Here is a 17,331-nt window from a genome sequence, read left to right as displayed (position 1 = left end):
TACAGAACACGCCATGAGCTTCCCCATCGAAATAGAGCGTACCTTCCGGGAGCACTGGCCGTCTGGGATCGCCGCTCTGGCGATCCCTGCTCGCACGCTCAGCCTGTCTCTCCATGACGTCGCGGCGCTGGGATGGTTCACCCCCGAGTTCCGAGCTGTCCTGGCCGGCGGGCCCAACCGGCTGGACCTGTCACGCACCTTCCTGGATGACCTCGACGCCGCCATCGCACAGGCTCCGGGGGCGGTATATCCCCGGCTCGGGTACTGCAGTTGGAAGGCCTCGTCGCCCTGTGCCCTGCCAGCTCGAACCGCTCGGCAGGTACTCGGCACGATCACCCGTCCTGACGCCCGGGTCGCACGGGCGCTACTGGCGGCCGTCTCCGCACGAAGCGGCTTGGCCTTGCACCTCGTGGATTGGCACGACATCGCCCCCTGGAGTGAGTTTCGTCTTTTCATCCGCGACCGCCGGCTCATCGGGGCGTCGCAGTACTATTGCGATAGAGCATTCCCCGAACTCTTTTTCGCCGAAAGCGCGCTGCACGCGGTCATCCCGGCGTTCGCCGAGGCTCTCGGTCGCGCCCTGCACATGACGGACGTCGTCGCGGACATCCACCTGGCGCCGGATGGCCGTAACGGCCTGAAGGCCGAGTTGATCGAACTCAATCCCTTCTCTCCGTTGACCAGCCCCTGCTTGTTCACCTGGCACCGCGGCGGAGATTTCGACGGGTCGATCCGCATCGTTGGCGGCGGTCAGAAGACGAGCGGCCTGGCCAACTTGTCATAAATCGGCAAGTGCCAGGCGTCGTAGTCCGACCTGTCCTGCAGATCATACAAGGATTCGAGGAAGGCCTCGAACGAGTCGGCTTGATGCCAGACCTGGGTGTTGCCCTCGGTGCCCCAGATATTCCGCGTGTGCGGCCAGCAGAAGATGTGCCCCCAGTCAGTGGGGCGAAGCGACAGCAGAATCTCCAACCCTCCCGGATCGCAACCGATGAACAGCATGTCCGGCGGATAGCCCTTGCCGTAGACCTCGCCGCGCCAGTGCGATTCCACGGTGGCCCACGAGTAGAACGGGTCGACCATCGTAACGGGCTCGGTCGACGGGTACAGCTCGAGGGGAACGTTGTAGCGGAACAGGCGGGGGTAGACGCGACCGCCATTGAACGTGAGCATGAACCGGCGATAGCCGTCCGGAAGGTTGCGCTTCGTTGTGCGCTCCCACCGTTGGATGTCCTGGCTGGCATCCGCAACGTACGACCAGTCCCGCTCCCCCCTGTTCCAGCCCTCGGTCTCGGGAACGATCAATCGCTTCGAGCTCATCATCAGAATCCCCCCGCTTGCTGTCCGGAGTACAAGGAAGCGCCCCCCATGTGCGGCGTCGTGGCGCCTCCGCCCGTGGCGTGGATGTCCTTTGGAATCAATTGCATCGTGGTTCCGTTCTCATGGTGGTGCCACGTGTAGCCGGACGGTCGCCTCCAGGTGGGATCGCCGAGCTTTTCCCTCATGGCATTGTCCGCGGCGGTGAAGTCGGACGTGTGGTTGCCACGCATGGGAATGTCGACGTCCCCCTTCGAGAAGGGGCTATAGTTGGGGAATCCATTCCTGTACTCGATGGGAGGACTCCCCTCCGCCGGCACCCACGTGCCGTCGCCGCGCTCGCCTTGCCACGTCCCGCTCGGGCCATCCTTCGGCGTGTTGCTGTACTGCGGCCCCTTGAGCAGCGCGGCTTGTTGACGGCACTCCTGCGTCGTGCACTTCTTGATAGCCTTTTCGTACTCCGCGCGGTTCTTCTTGGCGATGTCGTCCCAGTACTTCGCCGCGATCTCCCTGGTCCGCTGGAGGGAGCGGTTCAATCCGGCCGCTGCGGTATCGATCGCGCGCCGCAGATCGTTCAGTTTGTTGGCGATCTTTCCCGCCTTCGCCGCATCCCCAGCAATGGGGATGAAACCCACCACGTCGAGGAGCGCGCCACCCCAATCGCCGGTGTAGAGCGACTTGCCGAGCGAGGCGAGGTCCGCCACGGTCCCAAAGGGGGGTGGCAAGGCTCCGCCAGCAGCGAGGGACGCATCCAAAGCCAGCTCACCGTACTTCTTGTTGAGCTGCCCCAATTCTTCCCACGCCGTGCGGGTCCTGGCCGGGTCGACTCCGCCCTGGGCGAGCGCCTGGCTCATGGCCTACGCACCGTCAGCATGTAGGGGTACCAGTAACGGTCGTCGGCATGCATGATCGCCTCCACCGCCTGCTCACCCGGCGTTTCATAAAGCCGGTTGATCTTCTCTGGCCCCGTGAGCTTCGGGTCCATCAGGGTCTCGCGGAAGCCTGGGAACTCGAAGAAGTTCGGGCCCACCTTCCACATCAGGGTGATGAAATGGTACTGGGAGGGTACGTCGCGAATGCCGAAACGCTCCGCGTAACGTCTTCCCTGGAGCACCATCTCGCGCTTGCCTTCTTCCGATATCGCGTAGGCGAACTCCGGGACGTGAGCGGGCATGAACTGCGTGACGTACCACTCGGCGAATGGCTTGTCCTCCGATACCGTCGCATACATCAGCTCCGTGCTGAGTCGTAGCGGCATGACAGCCTTCCTGATCCGATGTTTGGCTCTGGAGTCAATCCCGAGTGTCCGACAGAAGTCCAGAGAATCGGGTTGGGGTGGCGGACCAGTTTCCCAGACGGGCCCGGAAACCGGTCCCAGGGAATACATGGACACGCCACGCGGCGCTCAGGCCCGGAGTTGCGGCCGCTTCTCCCGCGCGAGCGTCTCCAGCAACTCCACCGCTCGAGCCATTCCCGGCAGCGTCCGGGCCTCCCGCTGGAAGCGCCGCGCGTTCTCCCGGTACGAGGGTGTGCGAAGCACGTCGCGCACCGCCTCGCGGATGCTCTCGTGCGTCATCGAGAGCGGAGACACCACGCGCGCCACCCCCAATTCCTTGCACCGCTCGGCGTTCATCGGCTGGTCCGCGGCGATGGGCACGAGCACCAGGGGCAGCCCGTGGTCGAGCGCGGACGTGGTGCTGTTGTAGCCCCCGTGCAGGATGGCCAGGTCCACCTTCGGGAAGAGCAGCGTCTGGGGAATGTAGCGCTCCACATGCACGTGGGCCGGCTGCGGACCGAGCGCCGCCGGGTCCATGTCTCGCCCCACCGTCACCACCAGGTCCACCGGCTCCTCGCGCACGCCCTCCACGAGGGTGCGCAGCACGCCGAGCACCTTGTTGAAGACGGTGCCCAGCGTCACGTACACGACCGGCCGTCCACCCTGCCCCAGCTGCTCGGCCCAGGCCGGCAGGCGCTCGTCACCGGACTGGTCGAAGATGGCCGACTGGAGGAAATGGGTCGTCGGCGGCAGCTCGCCGCCGAGGTAGTGCCGTGGAACGAAGCACAGGTGCAGGTAGCGGTAGAGCGACTGCTGCTTCGGCTCGGGCGGCAGGCCCACCGTGGCGCGCACCTCGTCGAACCGGGCCGTCATCAGCGGGTTGTCGTAGTCCCGGGGCAGGGCCGCGCCGACCTGGATGGAGGCGTGCGGAATGCCGAGGTGCTCGCCCGCGATGGCCGCGCCGAACTCCATCGAGTCGCGCACGAGCAGGTCCGGGCGCCACCCGGACGCGAGCGACACCAGGTCCGGCACCATCTGCCGCGCGAAGTGGCCGACGAAGTTGTTGGCCAGGTGCTCGATGCGGGCCTCGGCCGACATCCGCATCATGCCCTCCATCCTCCGCGCCATGGTGGCCGCGTCCCCTTGCTGCATCTGGGGCCAACTTCCCCCGGCGCGGAAGAAGCGGAAGCCCCTGGCCTCCACCTGCTTCTGGAAGGCCTCTCCGGTGGCGAAGGCCACCTCATGGCCCGCCTGCTGGAGCGCCTGGGCGACAGGAACGAGGGGATGGATGTGGCCGGAGCCGGCAAGGGCAGTGAAGAGGACACGCATGGTGGATGTTCCCCGAGGCAGGTTGGCCGCCGCATAACGCTCCGGAGCTCGGGATGCCACCTCCGCGAACCCATGACGCACCCCGTCAAACCTTTGGAAGTGGACAAAGGGCGGGTCAGAGGGACTACCCTCTCGGTCAAGCCTTCCGAGGTTCGCCGAGCCCCCATGAGCGACCTGGACAGGGGGGGCAGCACACCGCATGAGCCGCATCCTGGTCATCGAGGACGAGCCCGTCATCCGCACCGAGCTGCGGCGCCTGCTGACGCGAGCGGGGCACGACGTGGCCGAGGCCGGCGCGGTGCTCGAGGCCCAGACCGACCACGAGCTGGACACGTTCGATCTCATCCTGAGCGACCTGCGCCTGCCGGGCGCGCCGGGCACGGACGTCATCGCCAAGGCGCCGGGCGTGCCGGTCCTCATCATGACCAGCTACGCCACGGTGCGCTCGGCGGTGGAGGCCATGAAGCTGGGGGCGGTGGACTACATCGCCAAGCCCTTCGACCACGACGAGCTGCTCCTGCAGGTGGAGCGCGTGCTGCGCGAGGGACGGCTGACGCGCCAGAACGCCGCGCTGAAGCGCGAGGTGGAGCGCGCGTACTCGGTGAGCGGGATGGTGGGCAACTGCGCGGCCATGCGCGACGTCTTCGAGCGCATCCGCAAGGTGGCGGCCTCACCGGCCACGGTGCTGGTGCTGGGCGAGTCCGGCACGGGCAAGGAGCTGGTGGCGCGCGCCATCCACGAGCAGAGCCCCCGACGAGAGAGCCCACTGGTGGCCGTCAACTGCGCCGCCATCCCCGAGGGCCTGCTGGAGTCGGAGCTGTTCGGCCACGAGAAGGGCGCCTTCACGGGAGCGCAGGCCGCGCACGCGGGTCTGGTGGAGAGCGCGGATGGAGGCACGCTCTTCCTCGACGAAATCGGAGAGCTCCCCGCCCCCGCCCAGGCCCGCCTCCTGCGGATGATGCAGGACGGCGAGGTGCGGCGCGTGGGTGCCACCCGCTCGCGCAAGGTGGACGCGCGCATCATCGCGGCCACCCACCGCGACCTGCCCAAGCGCGTCCAGGAGGGCGCCTTCCGGCAGGACCTCTACTTCCGCCTGCGCGTGGTGGAGATCAAGCTGCCGCCCCTGCGCGAGCGGGGCGAGGACGTTCCCGCGCTCGCCAGGCACCTGCTGGAGCGGGCGTGCCAGCGGCTCAACCGCTCGCCCGCGACGCTCTCGCCCGAGGCGCTCGTGGCCATCACCACGCACCCCTGGCCCGGCAACGTGCGCGAGTTGGAGAACGCCCTCGAGCGCGCCGTCATCCTCGCCGACGGCCCCGTCATCACCCCCGGCCTGCTCGCGCTGGAGCCGGTCGGCAATGGGGCCTTCGAGGCCAACGAAATCCCCGACCCGGGCATCGAGGGCAGCGCCTCGCCCGACTCGCTGGAGGAGTACTTCCGCCGCTTCGTGCTGGAGCACCAGGACAAGCTCGGCGAGACGGAGCTGGCGCGCCGGCTGGGCATCAGCCGCAAGGCCTTGTGGGAGAAGCGCCAGCGGCTCGGGATTCCGCGCACCCGCGCTTAGACATTACCGCCCAAGCGACGGATGCTCCGGCACCACCCACAGGTAGAGAGTGCGTCCGTCGGACTCGATGATCCGCTCCGGCTCCCAGCCCTCGATGTCGAAGGCATGCGAGACGATGCGCGTCCCCGGCTTCAACTCCCTGAGCAACTTCGGCTTCAACCGGTTGTTGACGCTCGGCAGCAGGTACATCGTCACCACCGTCGCCTCATCGATGTCCGCCTCGAAGAGATCCTGCTGGCGGAACTCGGTGAGTTCCTGCACGCCCGCGGAGCGCGCGTTGGCTTCCGCCTCCTGGATGCGCTCGGGGTTGATGTCGATGCCCACCCCGCGCACGCCGAAGTTCTTCGCGGCGGTGACGACGATGCGGCCATCTCCCGAACCCAGGTCATAGAGCACATCCCCCGGCTTCAAGTCGGCCGCCGCCAGCATGTCGTCCACCACCTCCTGCGGAGTGGGCACGTACGGCACGTCCGGCGCGCGCTCGGGCAGCGCCGAACGTCCCAGGTTGGACGGCCCTGCCTGGCCCAGGGCCGGCGGGCCGCCCCAGAGTCCCAGCCCGCTGCACAGCACCACGCCGAACGCGGTCTTCCGAATCCCCATGTCGCACGACCTCCCGTGGGTGAGGGGTTGCCATGTGTGAAGGAATGGACACCTCGTGGAACCGGGGCAATGAGACCCCAGGGCACCGCCTCCACCGAGTGCTCGCCGGGTCCTCGACGAGGCGGGAGTCGGTGTTACCGGGGTGACGGGATTCGTTACCTTTCGAAACATCTGACGCGCCGTGCCAGCCTCCAAGAGCGCGAGAACATTCATGCTGAGGCCTGGAATGAGCGTTGCTCATGGAGGCAGCGTGACACCCCCACCCCCTCCCTCCTCCATTTCCCGCATGGCCCCACTGGCCGGTCCGGCCTCCCCCTGAACGTCCCCCCTCGAGTCACCCCCCCCAGGAGACACACCGGATGATGTATCGACCCACGGACGGGTTTCGCTGGACCGCGCGCCTCCAGAGCCTGGAGGACTATCAGCTCCTCTATCGCAGGAGCATCGAGAAGCCCGAGGAGTTCTGGGGCGAGATGGCCCAGGCCCTCACGTGGTTCCACCCGCCAGACACCATCCTGGACGCGGACCTGGACCTGGCGGACTTCTCGTGGTTCGGGGGAGGCCGGCTCAACGCCTGCTACAACGCGGTGGACCGGCACGTGAAGACGCGCCCCGGCAAGCCCGCCATCATCTGGGCGAAGAACGAGCCGGGAGAGTACGAGCTCATCACCTGGCGCGACCTCAAGCACAACGTGGGCCGCGTGGCCAACGTGCTCAAGGCCCACGGCGTGCGCAAGGGAGACCGCGTCTGCATCTACCTGCCCATGGTGCCGGAGCTGGCCTACACCATGCTGGCGTGCGCGCGCATCGGCGCGGTGCACTCGGTGGTGTTCGCCGGCTTCTCCGCCGGGTCCCTGCGCGAGCGCATCCTCGACTCGGGCGCCCGGGTGCTCGTCACCGCCAACGAGGGGCCGCGCGGCTCGAAGCGGGTGCAGACCAAGGCCATCTGCGATGAGGCGGTGGAGGGCCTCTCCCAGGTCCAGTCCGTGCTGGTGGTGCGCCGCACGGAAACCCACGTGCCCATGCGGGCCGGCCGCGACTGGTGGCTGGACCAGGAGATGAGCAAGCACCGCGGCACCTGCCCCGTGGAGTGGATGGCCGCGGAGGATCCCCTCTTCATCCTCTACACCTCGGGCAGCACCGGAAAGCCCAAGGGCGTCATGCACACCACGGGCGGCTACCTCGTCTACGCCGTCACCACGCACCGCTACGTCTTCGACCTGCAGCCGGACGACGTGCACTTCGGCACCGCGGACATGGGGTGCATCAGCGGCCACACCTACGTGCTGTACGCGCCGCTGACGAACGGGACGACCACGGTGCTCTTCGAGTCCGTGCCCACCTACCCGGACGCGGGGAGGCTGTGGCAGGTGGTGGACGACCTGAAGGCCACCGTGCTCTTCACCGTGCCCACCGCGCTGCGCGTCCTCATCCGGGAGGGGGACGCGTACGTGAAGAAGTCCTCGCGCAAGAGCCTGCGGCTGCTGGCCTCCGCGGGCGAGCCCATCAACCCCGAGGTGTGGCGCTGGTACCACGACGTGGTGGGAGAGGGCCGCTGCCCCGTGGTGGACAACTGGTGGCAGACGGAAACGGGCGGCGTGCTCATCGCCCCCCTGCCGGGCGCGATCCCCTGCAAACCCGGCAGCGCCACCCTGCCCTTCTTCGGTATCGAGCCGGTGCTGGTGGACGACGAGGGCCGCGTCCTCGAGGGCAACGGCGTCTCCGGCAATCTGTGCATCGCCCGCACCTGGCCGGGCCAGGCCCGCACCGTGTGGGGCAACCACCAGCACTTCATCGACACCTACTACTCGCGCTTCCCCCGCCTCTACTTCACCGGGGATGGCTGCCGCCGCGACGAGGACGGCTACTACTGGATCACCGGCCGCGTGGATGACGTGCTCAACGTCTCCGGCAACCGTCTGGGCACCGCCGAGCTGGAGAGCGCGCTGGTGGCCCACGACGCCGTCGCCGAGTCCGCCGTGGTGGGCTTCCCACACGAGATCAAGGGCACGGGCGTGTGCGCTTTCGTCACGCTCAAGCCCGAGTACCAGGACACCAGCCCGGAGCAGATGGAAGGCGCCCTCAAGAAGCAGGTGCGCCACGTCATCGGCCCCATCGCCACGCCGGACCAGGTGCGCATCGTGTCCGGCCTGCCCAAGACGCCCTCGGGGACGATCCTCCGCCGCATGCTGCGGAAGATCGCCTCGGGCGAGACCCAGGACCTGGGCGACACCTCCACCCTCGCCGAGCCCAGCGTGCTCGAAGAGCTGTTGAAACAACAGATGCTGCTGCAGTCGCGCCGCTGACGAACACCCCAAGGAGAACCCCGTACCATGTCCCAGAAATCCAAGGCCGAAGAGCTCGAAGCCCTGGCGGCGGCGCGCTGGCGCGTGGCCGCCGTGCTCACCGCCGGCATGCTCGTGACCTACTTCGGCTTCATCCTGCTCGTCGCCTACAACAAGCCGCTGATGGGCCAGCAGATCACCCCGGGGTTGTCGCTCGGCATCCTCCTGGGGGCGCTCGTCATCGGCGCCGCCTGGGTGCTCACCGGCATCTACGTCGTCTGGGCCAACAACCGCTACGACAAGGCCCTCCACCAGTACCGCCGCTGAACCCGGAGCCACGCGAATGAATCCCCAGCAGGCACAAACCTCGATTGGCCAGACCAACTACACGGCCATCATCTTCTTTCTCTCGTTCGTGGGTCTCACGCTCGCCATCACGTACTGGGCGGCACGCAAGACGAAGACGACCTCGGAGTTCTTCACCGCCGGCGGCGGGGTGAGCGCGCTCCAGAACGGCTTCGCGCTCGCCGGCGACTTCATGAGCGCCGCGAGCTTCCTGGGCATCGCCGGCCTGGTGGCGCTCTCCGGCTTCGACGGCCTCATCTACTCGGTGGGCTGGCTGGTGGGCTGGCCGGTGGTGACGTTCCTCATCGCCGAGCCCCTGCGCAACCTGGGCAAGTACACCTTCGCGGACGTGGTGGCCTACCGGCTGAAGCAGACGCCGGTGCGCATCTCCGCCGCCATCGGCACGCTCACCGTGGTGGCCTTCTACCTCATCGCCCAGATGGTGGGCGCCGGCAACCTCATCCACATGCTCTTCGGCCTCTCCTATGAGGCGGCCGTCGTCATCGTGGGCGTGGTGATGATCCTCTACGTCCTCTTCGGAGGAATGATCGCCACCACGTGGGTGCAGATCGTCAAGGCGGTGCTGCTGCTGCTGGGCGCGACCGCGCTGGCCGTGATGGTGCTGATGAAGTTCCACTTCAACCCGCTGGAGCTGTTCCAGGCGGCGGCCACCCAGTATGGGCCGGAGGTGCTGGCGCCGGGCAAGCTGGTGACCAACCCTCTGGAGGCGGTGTCGCTGGGCCTGGGACTGATGTTCGGCACGGCGGGCCTGCCGCACATCCTCATGCGCTTCTACACGGTGCCCAACGCCAAGGCGGCGCGCAGCTCCGTGTTCTACGCCACCGGCCTCATCGGCTACTTCTACCTGGTGACGTTCATCCTCGGCTTCGGCGCCTCGGTGCTGATGGGCCGCTCGGCCATCACCGCCGTGGACAAGGGCGGCAACATGGCGGCGCCCATGCTGGCCGAGGTGGTGGGTGGCACGCCCTTCCTGGGCTTCATCTCCGCGGTGGCCTTCGCCACCATCCTCGCGGTGGTGGCCGGTCTGACGCTGTCGGGCGCGGCGGCGCTCTCCCATGACCTGTGGACGAGCGTGGTGCGCAAGGGCAAGTCGCCCGAGCACGAGCAGCTGCGCGTGGCCCGTCTGGCCAGCCTGGGCCTGGGCATCCTCGCCATCTTCCTGGGCATCATCTTCAAGGGGCAGAACGTGGCCTTCATGGTGGGCCTGGCCTTCGCCATCGCCGCGAGCGCCAACTTCCCCGCCCTGCTGCTGTCCACGCTCTGGAAGGGCTTCACCACGCGCGGCGCGGTGGCCAGCATGATCACCGGCTCGGTCAGCGCGGTGCTCCTCATCGCCCTGTCGCCCACGGTGATGGTGGAGCTGCTGGGCAACAAGACGGCCATCTTCCCGCTGAAGAACCCGGGCATCGTCACCATGCCGCTGTCCTTCCTGGTGGGCTGGGCGGTGTCGCTGCTCGCGCCCGAGCCCGAGGCGGCCGACCGTTACGCGGAGGTGCGTCACCGCATGCACGTGGGCGCGGAGGCCGATGTGCCCGACTCCGCCGCGACCACCAAGCCCACGGTGGCCTCCGTGGCGTCCCCGGGCCCCCAGACGACCTGAGCCCCTCCCTGGCGGGGGCCGGTCTCCTTCAGGCCCCCGCCCGCCTCAGCAGGACCGACCGCACACGCGCGTCGAGCCGTTGGGGCACACCGTGGCGGTGGTGCCGCTCTCCTGGCAGGTGACGTCGCAAGTGCCGGTGTTCTGGCAGTCGACCCGGCACGTCCCGGTGCAGGTGACGTCGCAGTTGCCGACGCGCTGGCAGGAGACCTCGCTCGCGGGCCCCACGGTGAACGCGCAGCTCGACGCATCCGAGCAGCGCTGACGGCAATTCGCCCCGCATCGCGCCTCGCAGGAGCTGAGCCGGCTGCACTCCAGCTCGCAGCCGACGCCGCAACGGACGTCGCAGTCGGGCCCGTCCGCGCAGGCCAGCTTGCATCCCTCGTCCAGACACTCTCCCGAGCACCGGGGCCCGGGTTTGCACGTACAGGTATCTCCCTCGCAGTCCACCTCGCCCCCATCGAAAGGCGAGGAGCTGCAACCCAGGGCGGCACACAGGAGCACGAGAACAGGTAGGAGCTTGAGCACGGCGCGCATCCTAAGCACCACTCCGCCGGCCTGAACCTCGCGGCGTTCACCACACAACGCAAACCCAGCCGTTTCCCGCCGGGTGGAGGGGGGGTGGAGAGCGGCCGGCTGGCAAGGCTGTCATCCTCCTGCCCTCTCCTGTGTCGTCCCCACCCGAAGGAGTCGCGACATGACGGTCCGTACACTGTTGCTGGTCCTCTCCACCACCACCCTGTCGGCGCTCGCGGGCTGCGCTACCGGGCAGACGGCGACTCGCGAGGACGCCGCCGCCAGCACCTCCACACAGGTCTCGCAGCAGGGCCAGGGCGAGCACAAGGGATGCAGCTGCGCCCACCACAAGGCCCAGGACGGCTCCGCGCAGGCCGCGGACGCCAAGAGCTGTGGCTGCCCTCATTGCGCCAAGATGGCCGCCAAGACCGGCGCGGAGGAAGCCGGGTCGTGTGGCTGCTCGCACAAGCAGGGCGGCGGCCAGGCCCAGGCCATGGACAGCGAGAGCTGAAGCGGGACAAGGAGCGCGCGCGCGAGTGGTCCGCACCGAGCACGATGCCCTGGAGCTCATCCGCCAGAAGCGTGTCGTCACCGAGGTCCCCGCCCACGGAATGACCTCGCTCGTCGAGGCCGTGGCCGGTGGCCCGGTGCACGGGAGCTGGCGGACCCACGCCAGGGGCCGGCTGATGTACCGGCTCGGCCGCATGCTGAGGGCCTCCGACGAGGTGCTCTCCGTGCGGCTCGTGGAAGGCAAGGTGGCCTTCGTGGACCCCTCGCTGTGGCCGGCGGTGTACCGCATGGCCATGGAGCCCTCGCGCCGCCGCCGCTCGCTCGAGGGGCTCTCCCCCCAGTCCCGCGCCCTGCTGACGGCGGTGGAGCGGGACCGGGTGGTGCACCTGGACAAGGAGAGCGAGTGGACGAAGGCGCGCGAGGCCCTGGAGGAGCGGCTGCTCGTGCACGTCTCCGAGACCGAGCTCGAGGCCGGCCACCACGTCACCGTCCTCCGCTCCTGGCGGGACTGGGTCTCGCCCACGGTGAAGGAGGCCGCGGAGGCCATCACCTACGACGAGGCGCTCGCGCGGCTGCGCGAGGCCTGCGGCGGAGCCCCGGCGGGGCTGGGTTCGTGGGTGCCCTGAAGCCTCGATGTCAGAACATGTCGGGCATGGCCGGCGGTGGCCCGGAGAAGAGCGTCGTGGCCGTACGCAGGGAGGTCTCATCGGCCTGGAGGACCCCGGAGAGCTGGAGCGCGGAAGGCGACAGGAAGCCGCTGTAGAGTGGAGCGAGCGCCCGCACGTGCAGCTTCACGTCCCCATCCCCGCCAGGGCGCACCTCGGCCTCGCCGTTCTCCACCTCCAGCACGAAGCGGCCACGGTTCTCCGGGAAGAGGTCATCGTCCACGTCGAGGTGCAGCGCCCCCGAGAACCCCGCCGGGTAACCGCGAGCCTGGAGCGCCGCGGGCACGTCCAGCACGCGCAGCATCCAGTGGAAGAGGTGCTTCACCTCATACGTCTGCTCGCGCAGGAGGAAGAGGAGTGGATCCGCCGGTCCGCCCCGCCACACCACCTCGGTGGCCAACGAGCGGTGGTCGCCAATGAGGCTCAGCAGCCGCCGCCCCGCGGCCGGGGTGAGCGCGACGAGGTCGGTGAGACTCAACTCCTGCTTGAAGCCCTGGGGCGCGCGCCGGCGCGTCAGGTAGACGTAGCCCTCCACTCCCGCCTGGCCCTCCACGAGGAAGCCATAGGCGATCTCCCCCCTGGGCTGGGTGACGCGATTCCAGATGTACGGGCCGCGGTCGAGCCACCCCTGCTGGCGCTGTGCGTGGCGCCGGTAGACGTCATGGAGGGCCGGCATGTCGGGCTCCTCCACGGGCCGCAGGGAGAGGGAGCGCTCCTGGATGTCGAGCCCCAGCAGCTGCACGCGATTCTCGAAGCGGGAGCCGGCCTGCTCGAAGCCCACGCGCCGGTAGAGCGGCTGGGTGGAGGGATAGAGACCGACGAGGGGGACGCCCTGACCGCGCAGCTCCCGGAGGCACGCCTGCATGAGACGGGTTCCCGTGCCCTTCCCCCGGAAGGCGGGGGCCACGCCCACCCCGCCGATGCCCACCAGGGGGACCCGCCGCCCACCCCACCACTGCCCCATGAGGAAGAAGACGAGCGTGGCGGCCACGGCCCCGCCCTCGCGCAACACACGCACGTGGGCCCCTCCGGCCTCCGCCTTCCGCGCCACGACCCGAGCCTCGTCCGGTGTGAGGGCGAAGGCCTGGGAAACGATGTCATCCACCGCGGCGAGCTCTCGCTCCCCCTGCGGCGGACCAAACTGCGCTGCTGTGGGTTCCATGCGATTCTCCCGGCTCGAAGGAGGCGCGCCCTGGGACGGACGCGCCCCGCCCGTGTCTTTCACGTGAGCAACGTTCCGCCATCCACCAGCACGGTGCTCCCCGTGATGTAGTCGCTCGCGGACGAGGCCAGGAAGACGGCCACCTTGGCGATGTCATCGGGGTCGCCGAGGCGTCCGAGCGGAATCTTCGTCTTCTCGAAGTCCGCGCGCCACGCCGCCTCCTGCTCCGGCGTCATCACATCCCTGAGCGCCTGGGAGCCGCCCTCGGTGTAGATATTCCCGGGAGCGATGGCGTTCACCCGGATGCGCTGGGGCCCCAACTCGAGCGCGAGGCTCTTGGTGAACATGGTCACCCCCGCCTTCGAGGTGTCGTACGCCGCGAGCCCCACCATGGCCGGATGGAAGGCGGCGATGGAGGTGATGTTGATGATGCTCCCGCCCCGCCCCTGCTGAACCATCCGGGCCCCCGCCGCCTTCGACGCGAGGACGAGCCCCCGGACATTCACCCGGTAGACCTGATCGAGGAGCTCGGGCCCCATCCGCGACACGGGCACGTTGGGGTAGATGCCAGCGTTGTTCACCAGCACGTCCACACGGTCGAAGCGCTCGACGCAGCGGGCCACCATGGCGTCCCCCGCCCCGTCCTCCGAGACGTCCACCCGCATCACCTCGACGCTGCCTGGACCCCTGGGCAGGCGCTCGAGCGCCTCCACCGCCGCCTTCTCGTTCACATCCGCGAGCAACACGTTCGCGCCGCCCTCGATGAAGCGCCGGACGATGCCGAAGCCGATGCCCATCGCGCCACCGGTGACGATGGCGGTCTTCCCTGAGATGTCGAATGGATTCGTCGCTGCCATATATGGGTGTACCTCCCTGTGTGCTGGCTCCCGTCCAGGCCACCTGGTCGGAGCCCCGGCAACATGGCAGAAACCGCCCGTGTGTCGCTGGACAGCGCGCTTTTCATGGTTACAGGGAGGGCGTTCGCGCCCCCCAGGGGCGCCCGGAGGAATCAATGTCCGTCGACACCCCGAGGGAAACCCACAAGTTCCAGGCGGAGATCAACCAGCTCCTGAACCTGGTCATCAACTCCCTCTATAGCCACAAGGAGATCTTCCTGCGCGAGCTCGTGTCGAACGCGTCGGACGCGCTCGACAAGCTGCGCTTCCGCTCGGTCACCGAGCCCGAGCTGCTGGAAGGAGGGGCCCCGCTGGAAATCCACCTCCTGCCGGATGCGGAGAAGGGCACGCTGACCATCGAGGACACCGGCATCGGCATGACGCATGACGAGCTGGTGAAGAACCTGGGCACCATCGCCCACTCCGGCTCGCGCGAGTTCCTGGAGCTGGCCTCACAGCGGGGCCAGAAGGACGTCAACCTGATCGGCCAGTTCGGCGTGGGCTTCTACAGCGCCTATCTGGTGGCCGACCATGTCGAGGTGGTGAGCCGGGCCGCGGGCAAGGACACCCAGGCCTGGAAGTGGACCTCGGATGCCAAGGGCAGCTTCACGGTGGAGCCCGCCGAGCGCGCCACGCGCGGCACCTCCATCACCCTGCACCTGAAGGAGGACCAGAAGGAGTTCCTCGACGAGTGGCGGCTGCGCTCGTTGGTGACGCAGTACTCGGACTACGTGAGCCACCCCATCAAGCTCCAGGTGAAGCGGACGACCGGAGAGGGTGACGCGAAGAAGACCGAGACGCAGCTCGAGGTGGTGAACAAGGCGAGCGCGCTGTGGCAGCGCTCGAAGAGCGAAATCACCGACGAGCAGTACCAGGAGTTCTACAAGCACCTGACGCACGACTGGGAGAAGCCGCTGGCGTGGACGCACTTCCGGACGGAAGGCAACCAGGTCTTCACGGGGCTGCTCTTCCTGCCGAAGAACCCGCCGTTCGACCTGAACAGCCCGCAGCAGCGCGGGGTGCGGCTGTTCGTGAAGCGGGTGCTCATCATGGACCGGTGCGAGGAGATGCTGCCGCAGTGGCTGCGCTTCGTCCGGGGCGTGGTGGACTCGGATGACCTGCCGCTGAACGTGTCGCGCGAGCTGCTGCAGGACTCGGCGGTGGTGAAGGCCATCCACAAGCACGTGACGAAGAAGACGTTGGACATGCTGGAGAAGCTGGCCAAGGACAAGCCGGAGGACTACCGGACGTTCTGGCAGGGCTTCGGCACGGTGCTGAAGGAGGGCCTGGCGGTCGACACCGAGCACCGCGAGAAGCTGGGCGCGCTGGTGCGCTACGAGAGCTCGCGCGAGGAGGGCCTCACTTCCCTGGCGGACTACGTGTCGCGCATGAAGGAGGGCCAGGAGGCCATCTATTACGTCTTCGGCGAGTCGAGGAAGGCGGTGGTGGACTCGCCGCACCTGGAGGCGCTGAAGAAGCGCGGGTACGAAGTGCTGTACATGACGGACCCGGTGGACGAGTGGGCGGCGCAGGGGCTGCGCGAGTACCAGGGCAAGCCGCTGGTGTCGGCGATGCACGCGGACCTGAAGCTGAAGGAGACGGAGGAGGAGAAGCGCGAGAAGGAGCAGCGCGCGAAGGGGCTGGGGCCGCTGGCGGAGCGGATGAAGGACGTGCTGAAGGAGCAGGTGCGCGAGGTGCGGGTGTCGGAGCGCCTGACGGACTCGCCGTGCTGCCTGGTGGTGCCGGAGGGCGGCTCGCACGCCTTCGTGGAGCGGCTGCTGCGTGAGCGGGGCCGGAGCGTGCCGCGTGCCAGGCGGATTCTGGAGGTGAACCCGTCGCACCCCATCATCGAGCACCTGAAGGCACTGCAGGAGAAGGAGCCGGGCTCGGCTCAGGTGACGGAGTGGGTGGAGATGCTCTACGACCAGGCGCTGCTCACGGAGGGCAGCAGCGTGGAGGACCCGAACCGCTTCGCCCGGCGGATGACGGCGCTGATGACACAGCTGGCGGCGCAGAAGGTGCCGCCCGCGGGCGCGGTGGCCTCCGGCCCCGAGACGCCCACGTCCGACGCGCAGCCCACGGAAGGCAGCGCGGTGGCCGCTGGCCCCGAGACGCCGCTCCCGAGGAACTGAGTAGCATCGCATCAGGGCCGGAAGGCAAAGGGGCGAGGCTGCCAGCCTCGCCCCTTTTCACATCAGTGAGTGGGCCCGCTCGCTACGGGAGCAACACGCTGAGGCCTACACCACCGGGGCCAACACTGAGCGAGGCCGAGCCCGCCTTGGGCTCCGACGGCTTGTCGATGAACCACAGGACGGCTCCGGTCGCGACGAGGGCGGCACCCACGCCCGCGCTCACTCCGGCCAACGTGCGGTTGCGGTTGATGTCGTCGCGAAGGCCAGCCACCTCGGCGGCACGACTCGGAGGCGGAGCAGCGCCGTTCTGGTACTCGGCATCGAGCTTGTCGTAGGCGTTGCCAGCCTGGATGGCGAACACGACCGCCAGAACTCCGGCCGCGACCCCTGTCCCTCCGGCGGCATAGGCCACCGGCGTCTTCCAGGTGCGCGACTGCTTCCGCGTCTCCGTCACGGAGGGCACCAGCTCGGGCTTCGCCGTGGACTCGCTCGTAACCGCTCCTTGCGTGTCCGTCCCGGACGCGCTGGCGCCCAGATTCCCCGCCCCCTGCGGCTTCTGTTCCACCTTCGCGCTCTGCGCTGAAGGAGCAGGTGGCGGGGTCTCCGCCTGCTTGGGCTCGGGCGGCGGAGGCGCGGGGATGAGTTGCTTGCGCAGCTCATCGACCTGGGCCTGGACGAGGTTCTCCATGGGCTGGCCAGCCTTGACGCTCTGGGCGGGGATATCCTTCTGGTCCAGCGTCTTCCCCTCGGGGCTGACGGCGACGCCGCTGAAGCCCACCTTGTTGCCCGGCTGGAGGACGAGGGTCACGAGGACCGAGCGGCTGGCCTGATTCTCCCTGGCCATGCGGCCGAGGCAGCTCAAGAGCTCATTGGAGCTCCTACTGCGAGCGCACGAGCCCTCGGTCGCCTTCACGCCCTCACCGGCGCCCATCGCCTGGGTGCACGCCCCCTGAAGCTTCTTGGCTGTATTGGGGCTACCTCCCTTGACGATACAGGGGTGGACCGCAGCGGTCTCCGATTGCCCCCAGGCCAAGGGGGAGAACAGGAGGGAGACGGCGAGCAGGTGTGGAGGCCGCAAGCTGAAGGAGCGGATCACGGAGGGATCCTCGTGATGGCGTA

17 protein-coding genes are annotated in these 17,331 nt (G+C 68.4%); 8 read left to right on the top strand and 9 right to left on the bottom strand.

What is annotated here, in order from left to right; translation table 11 throughout:
- Positions 1-13: 13 nt before the first annotated feature.
- Positions 14-784: a hypothetical protein gene (locus tag JQX13_RS26665; protein WP_203411718.1), complete on the top strand. Its 771-nt coding sequence runs from the start codon at positions 14-16 to the stop codon at positions 782-784.
- Here JQX13_RS26665 and JQX13_RS26660 read toward each other — a convergent pair.
- From JQX13_RS26660 to JQX13_RS26645, 4 genes are all read right to left on the bottom strand, one after another.
- Positions 751-1,323, bottom strand: a complete 573-nt coding sequence (locus tag JQX13_RS26660; protein ID WP_203411717.1) for an SMI1/KNR4 family protein — start codon at positions 1,321-1,323, stop codon at positions 751-753. The genes JQX13_RS26665 and JQX13_RS26660 overlap by 34 nt on opposite strands.
- Positions 1,323-2,171 (bottom strand): HNH endonuclease, encoded by an 849-nt coding sequence (locus JQX13_RS26655; RefSeq protein WP_203411716.1) that lies wholly within the window; start codon positions 2,169-2,171, stop codon positions 1,323-1,325. The genes JQX13_RS26660 and JQX13_RS26655 overlap by 1 nt, the downstream gene beginning before the upstream one ends.
- Positions 2,168-2,575, bottom strand: coding sequence for a hypothetical protein (locus JQX13_RS26650; protein ID WP_203411715.1), 408 nt, complete (start codon positions 2,573-2,575; stop codon positions 2,168-2,170). The genes JQX13_RS26655 and JQX13_RS26650 overlap by 4 nt, the downstream gene beginning before the upstream one ends.
- A gap of 147 nt (positions 2,576-2,722) precedes the next feature.
- Complete coding sequence (locus JQX13_RS26645) at positions 2,723-3,922, bottom strand: glycosyltransferase (protein WP_203411714.1); 1,200 nt, start codon at positions 3,920-3,922, stop codon at positions 2,723-2,725.
- A 199-nt stretch (positions 3,923-4,121) separates the two neighbouring features.
- On the opposite strand from JQX13_RS26645, the gene JQX13_RS26640 reads away from it, so the two are divergent.
- Positions 4,122-5,483, top strand: coding sequence for a sigma-54-dependent transcriptional regulator (locus JQX13_RS26640; RefSeq protein WP_203411713.1), 1,362 nt, complete (start codon positions 4,122-4,124; stop codon positions 5,481-5,483).
- 3 nt (positions 5,484-5,486) lie between these two features.
- On the opposite strand, the gene JQX13_RS26635 is transcribed toward JQX13_RS26640, so the two are convergent.
- Positions 5,487-6,083: an SAM-dependent methyltransferase gene (locus JQX13_RS26635; protein WP_203411712.1), complete on the bottom strand. Its 597-nt coding sequence runs from the start codon at positions 6,081-6,083 to the stop codon at positions 5,487-5,489.
- A 359-nt stretch (positions 6,084-6,442) separates the two neighbouring features.
- On the opposite strand from JQX13_RS26635, the gene acs reads away from it, so the two are divergent.
- The 3 genes from acs to JQX13_RS26620 are packed head-to-tail and all read left to right on the top strand — an operon-like array spanning position 6,443 to position 10,334.
- Positions 6,443-8,389, top strand: coding sequence for an acetate--CoA ligase (gene acs / locus JQX13_RS26630; protein ID WP_203411711.1), 1,947 nt, complete (start codon positions 6,443-6,445; stop codon positions 8,387-8,389).
- Between the two features lie 27 nt (positions 8,390-8,416).
- The gene (locus tag JQX13_RS26625) at positions 8,417-8,695 is read left to right on the top strand and encodes a DUF485 domain-containing protein (protein ID WP_203411710.1); all 279 of its coding nucleotides are present in this window, start codon (positions 8,417-8,419) and stop codon (positions 8,693-8,695) included.
- Between the two features lie 16 nt (positions 8,696-8,711).
- A complete protein-coding gene (locus JQX13_RS26620; protein ID WP_203411709.1) occupies positions 8,712-10,334 on the top strand; it encodes a sodium:solute symporter family transporter in 1,623 nt (540 codons plus the stop codon).
- A gap of 45 nt (positions 10,335-10,379) precedes the next feature.
- Here JQX13_RS26620 and JQX13_RS26615 read toward each other — a convergent pair whose 3' ends face one another.
- Positions 10,380-10,868 carry a hypothetical protein gene (locus JQX13_RS26615; protein WP_203411708.1) on the bottom strand — a complete coding sequence of 163 codons (489 nt, stop codon included), beginning with the start codon at positions 10,866-10,868 and terminating at the stop codon, positions 10,380-10,382.
- 160 nt (positions 10,869-11,028) lie between these two features.
- Here JQX13_RS26615 and JQX13_RS26610 point away from each other — a divergent pair, with 160 nt between their 5' ends.
- Positions 11,029-11,358: a hypothetical protein gene (locus JQX13_RS26610; protein ID WP_203411707.1), complete on the top strand. Its 330-nt coding sequence runs from the start codon at positions 11,029-11,031 to the stop codon at positions 11,356-11,358.
- Between the two features lie 25 nt (positions 11,359-11,383).
- Positions 11,384-11,983: an RNA methyltransferase gene (locus JQX13_RS26605; RefSeq protein WP_203411706.1), complete on the top strand. Its 600-nt coding sequence runs from the start codon at positions 11,384-11,386 to the stop codon at positions 11,981-11,983.
- 10 nt (positions 11,984-11,993) lie between these two features.
- Here JQX13_RS26605 and JQX13_RS26600 read toward each other — a convergent pair whose 3' ends face one another.
- Positions 11,994-13,184, bottom strand: coding sequence for a GNAT family N-acetyltransferase (locus JQX13_RS26600; protein WP_203411705.1), 1,191 nt, complete (start codon positions 13,182-13,184; stop codon positions 11,994-11,996).
- Positions 13,185-13,243: 59 nt separating this feature from the next.
- Positions 13,244-14,041, bottom strand: coding sequence for an SDR family NAD(P)-dependent oxidoreductase (locus tag JQX13_RS26595; RefSeq protein ID WP_203411704.1), 798 nt, complete (start codon positions 14,039-14,041; stop codon positions 13,244-13,246).
- Positions 14,042-14,196: 155 nt separating this feature from the next.
- Between JQX13_RS26595 and htpG the strand changes: the two genes are divergently transcribed.
- Positions 14,197-16,212: a molecular chaperone HtpG gene (gene htpG / locus JQX13_RS26590; protein WP_203411703.1), complete on the top strand. Its 2,016-nt coding sequence runs from the start codon at positions 14,197-14,199 to the stop codon at positions 16,210-16,212.
- Between the two features lie 82 nt (positions 16,213-16,294).
- Here the strand turns inward: htpG and JQX13_RS26585 are convergent, their stop codons facing one another.
- A complete protein-coding gene (locus JQX13_RS26585) occupies positions 16,295-17,074 on the bottom strand; it encodes a hypothetical protein (protein WP_203411702.1) in 780 nt (259 codons plus the stop codon).
- Between the last annotated feature and the right edge of the window lie 257 nt (positions 17,075-17,331).

It is taken from the genome of Archangium violaceum (genome assembly GCF_016859125.1).
Classification (GTDB): Bacteria; Myxococcota; Myxococcia; order Myxococcales; family Myxococcaceae; genus Archangium; species Archangium violaceum_A.
The sequence above is the reverse complement of the archived record's forward strand: the minus strand, read 5'-3'. Positions and strand labels throughout refer to the sequence as shown.

Bases quoted from the DNA above. Each gene is read 5' to 3' on its own strand.
- JQX13_RS26665 (WP_203411718.1), top strand. From the start codon at position 14: ATGAGCTTCCCCATCGAAATAGAGCGTACCTTCCGGGAGCACTGGCCG.
- JQX13_RS26660 (WP_203411717.1), bottom strand. From the start codon at position 1,323: ATGATGAGCTCGAAGCGATTGATCGTTCCCGAGACCGAGGGCTGGAAC.
- JQX13_RS26655 (WP_203411716.1), bottom strand. From the start codon at position 2,171: ATGAGCCAGGCGCTCGCCCAGGGCGGAGTCGACCCGGCCAGGACCCGC.
- JQX13_RS26650 (WP_203411715.1), bottom strand. From the start codon at position 2,575: ATGCCGCTACGACTCAGCACGGAGCTGATGTATGCGACGGTATCGGAG.
- JQX13_RS26645 (WP_203411714.1), bottom strand. From the start codon at position 3,922: ATGCGTGTCCTCTTCACTGCCCTTGCCGGCTCCGGCCACATCCATCCC.
- JQX13_RS26640 (WP_203411713.1), top strand. From the start codon at position 4,122: ATGAGCCGCATCCTGGTCATCGAGGACGAGCCCGTCATCCGCACCGAG.
- JQX13_RS26635 (WP_203411712.1), bottom strand. From the start codon at position 6,083: ATGGGGATTCGGAAGACCGCGTTCGGCGTGGTGCTGTGCAGCGGGCTG.
- acs (WP_203411711.1), top strand. From the start codon at position 6,443: ATGATGTATCGACCCACGGACGGGTTTCGCTGGACCGCGCGCCTCCAG.
- JQX13_RS26625 (WP_203411710.1), top strand. From the start codon at position 8,417: ATGTCCCAGAAATCCAAGGCCGAAGAGCTCGAAGCCCTGGCGGCGGCG.
- JQX13_RS26620 (WP_203411709.1), top strand. From the start codon at position 8,712: ATGAATCCCCAGCAGGCACAAACCTCGATTGGCCAGACCAACTACACG.
- JQX13_RS26615 (WP_203411708.1), bottom strand. From the start codon at position 10,868: ATGCGCGCCGTGCTCAAGCTCCTACCTGTTCTCGTGCTCCTGTGTGCC.
- JQX13_RS26610 (WP_203411707.1), top strand. From the start codon at position 11,029: ATGACGGTCCGTACACTGTTGCTGGTCCTCTCCACCACCACCCTGTCG.
- JQX13_RS26600 (WP_203411705.1), bottom strand. From the start codon at position 13,184: ATGGAACCCACAGCAGCGCAGTTTGGTCCGCCGCAGGGGGAGCGAGAG.
- JQX13_RS26595 (WP_203411704.1), bottom strand. From the start codon at position 14,041: ATGGCAGCGACGAATCCATTCGACATCTCAGGGAAGACCGCCATCGTC.
- htpG (WP_203411703.1), top strand. From the start codon at position 14,197: ATGTCCGTCGACACCCCGAGGGAAACCCACAAGTTCCAGGCGGAGATC.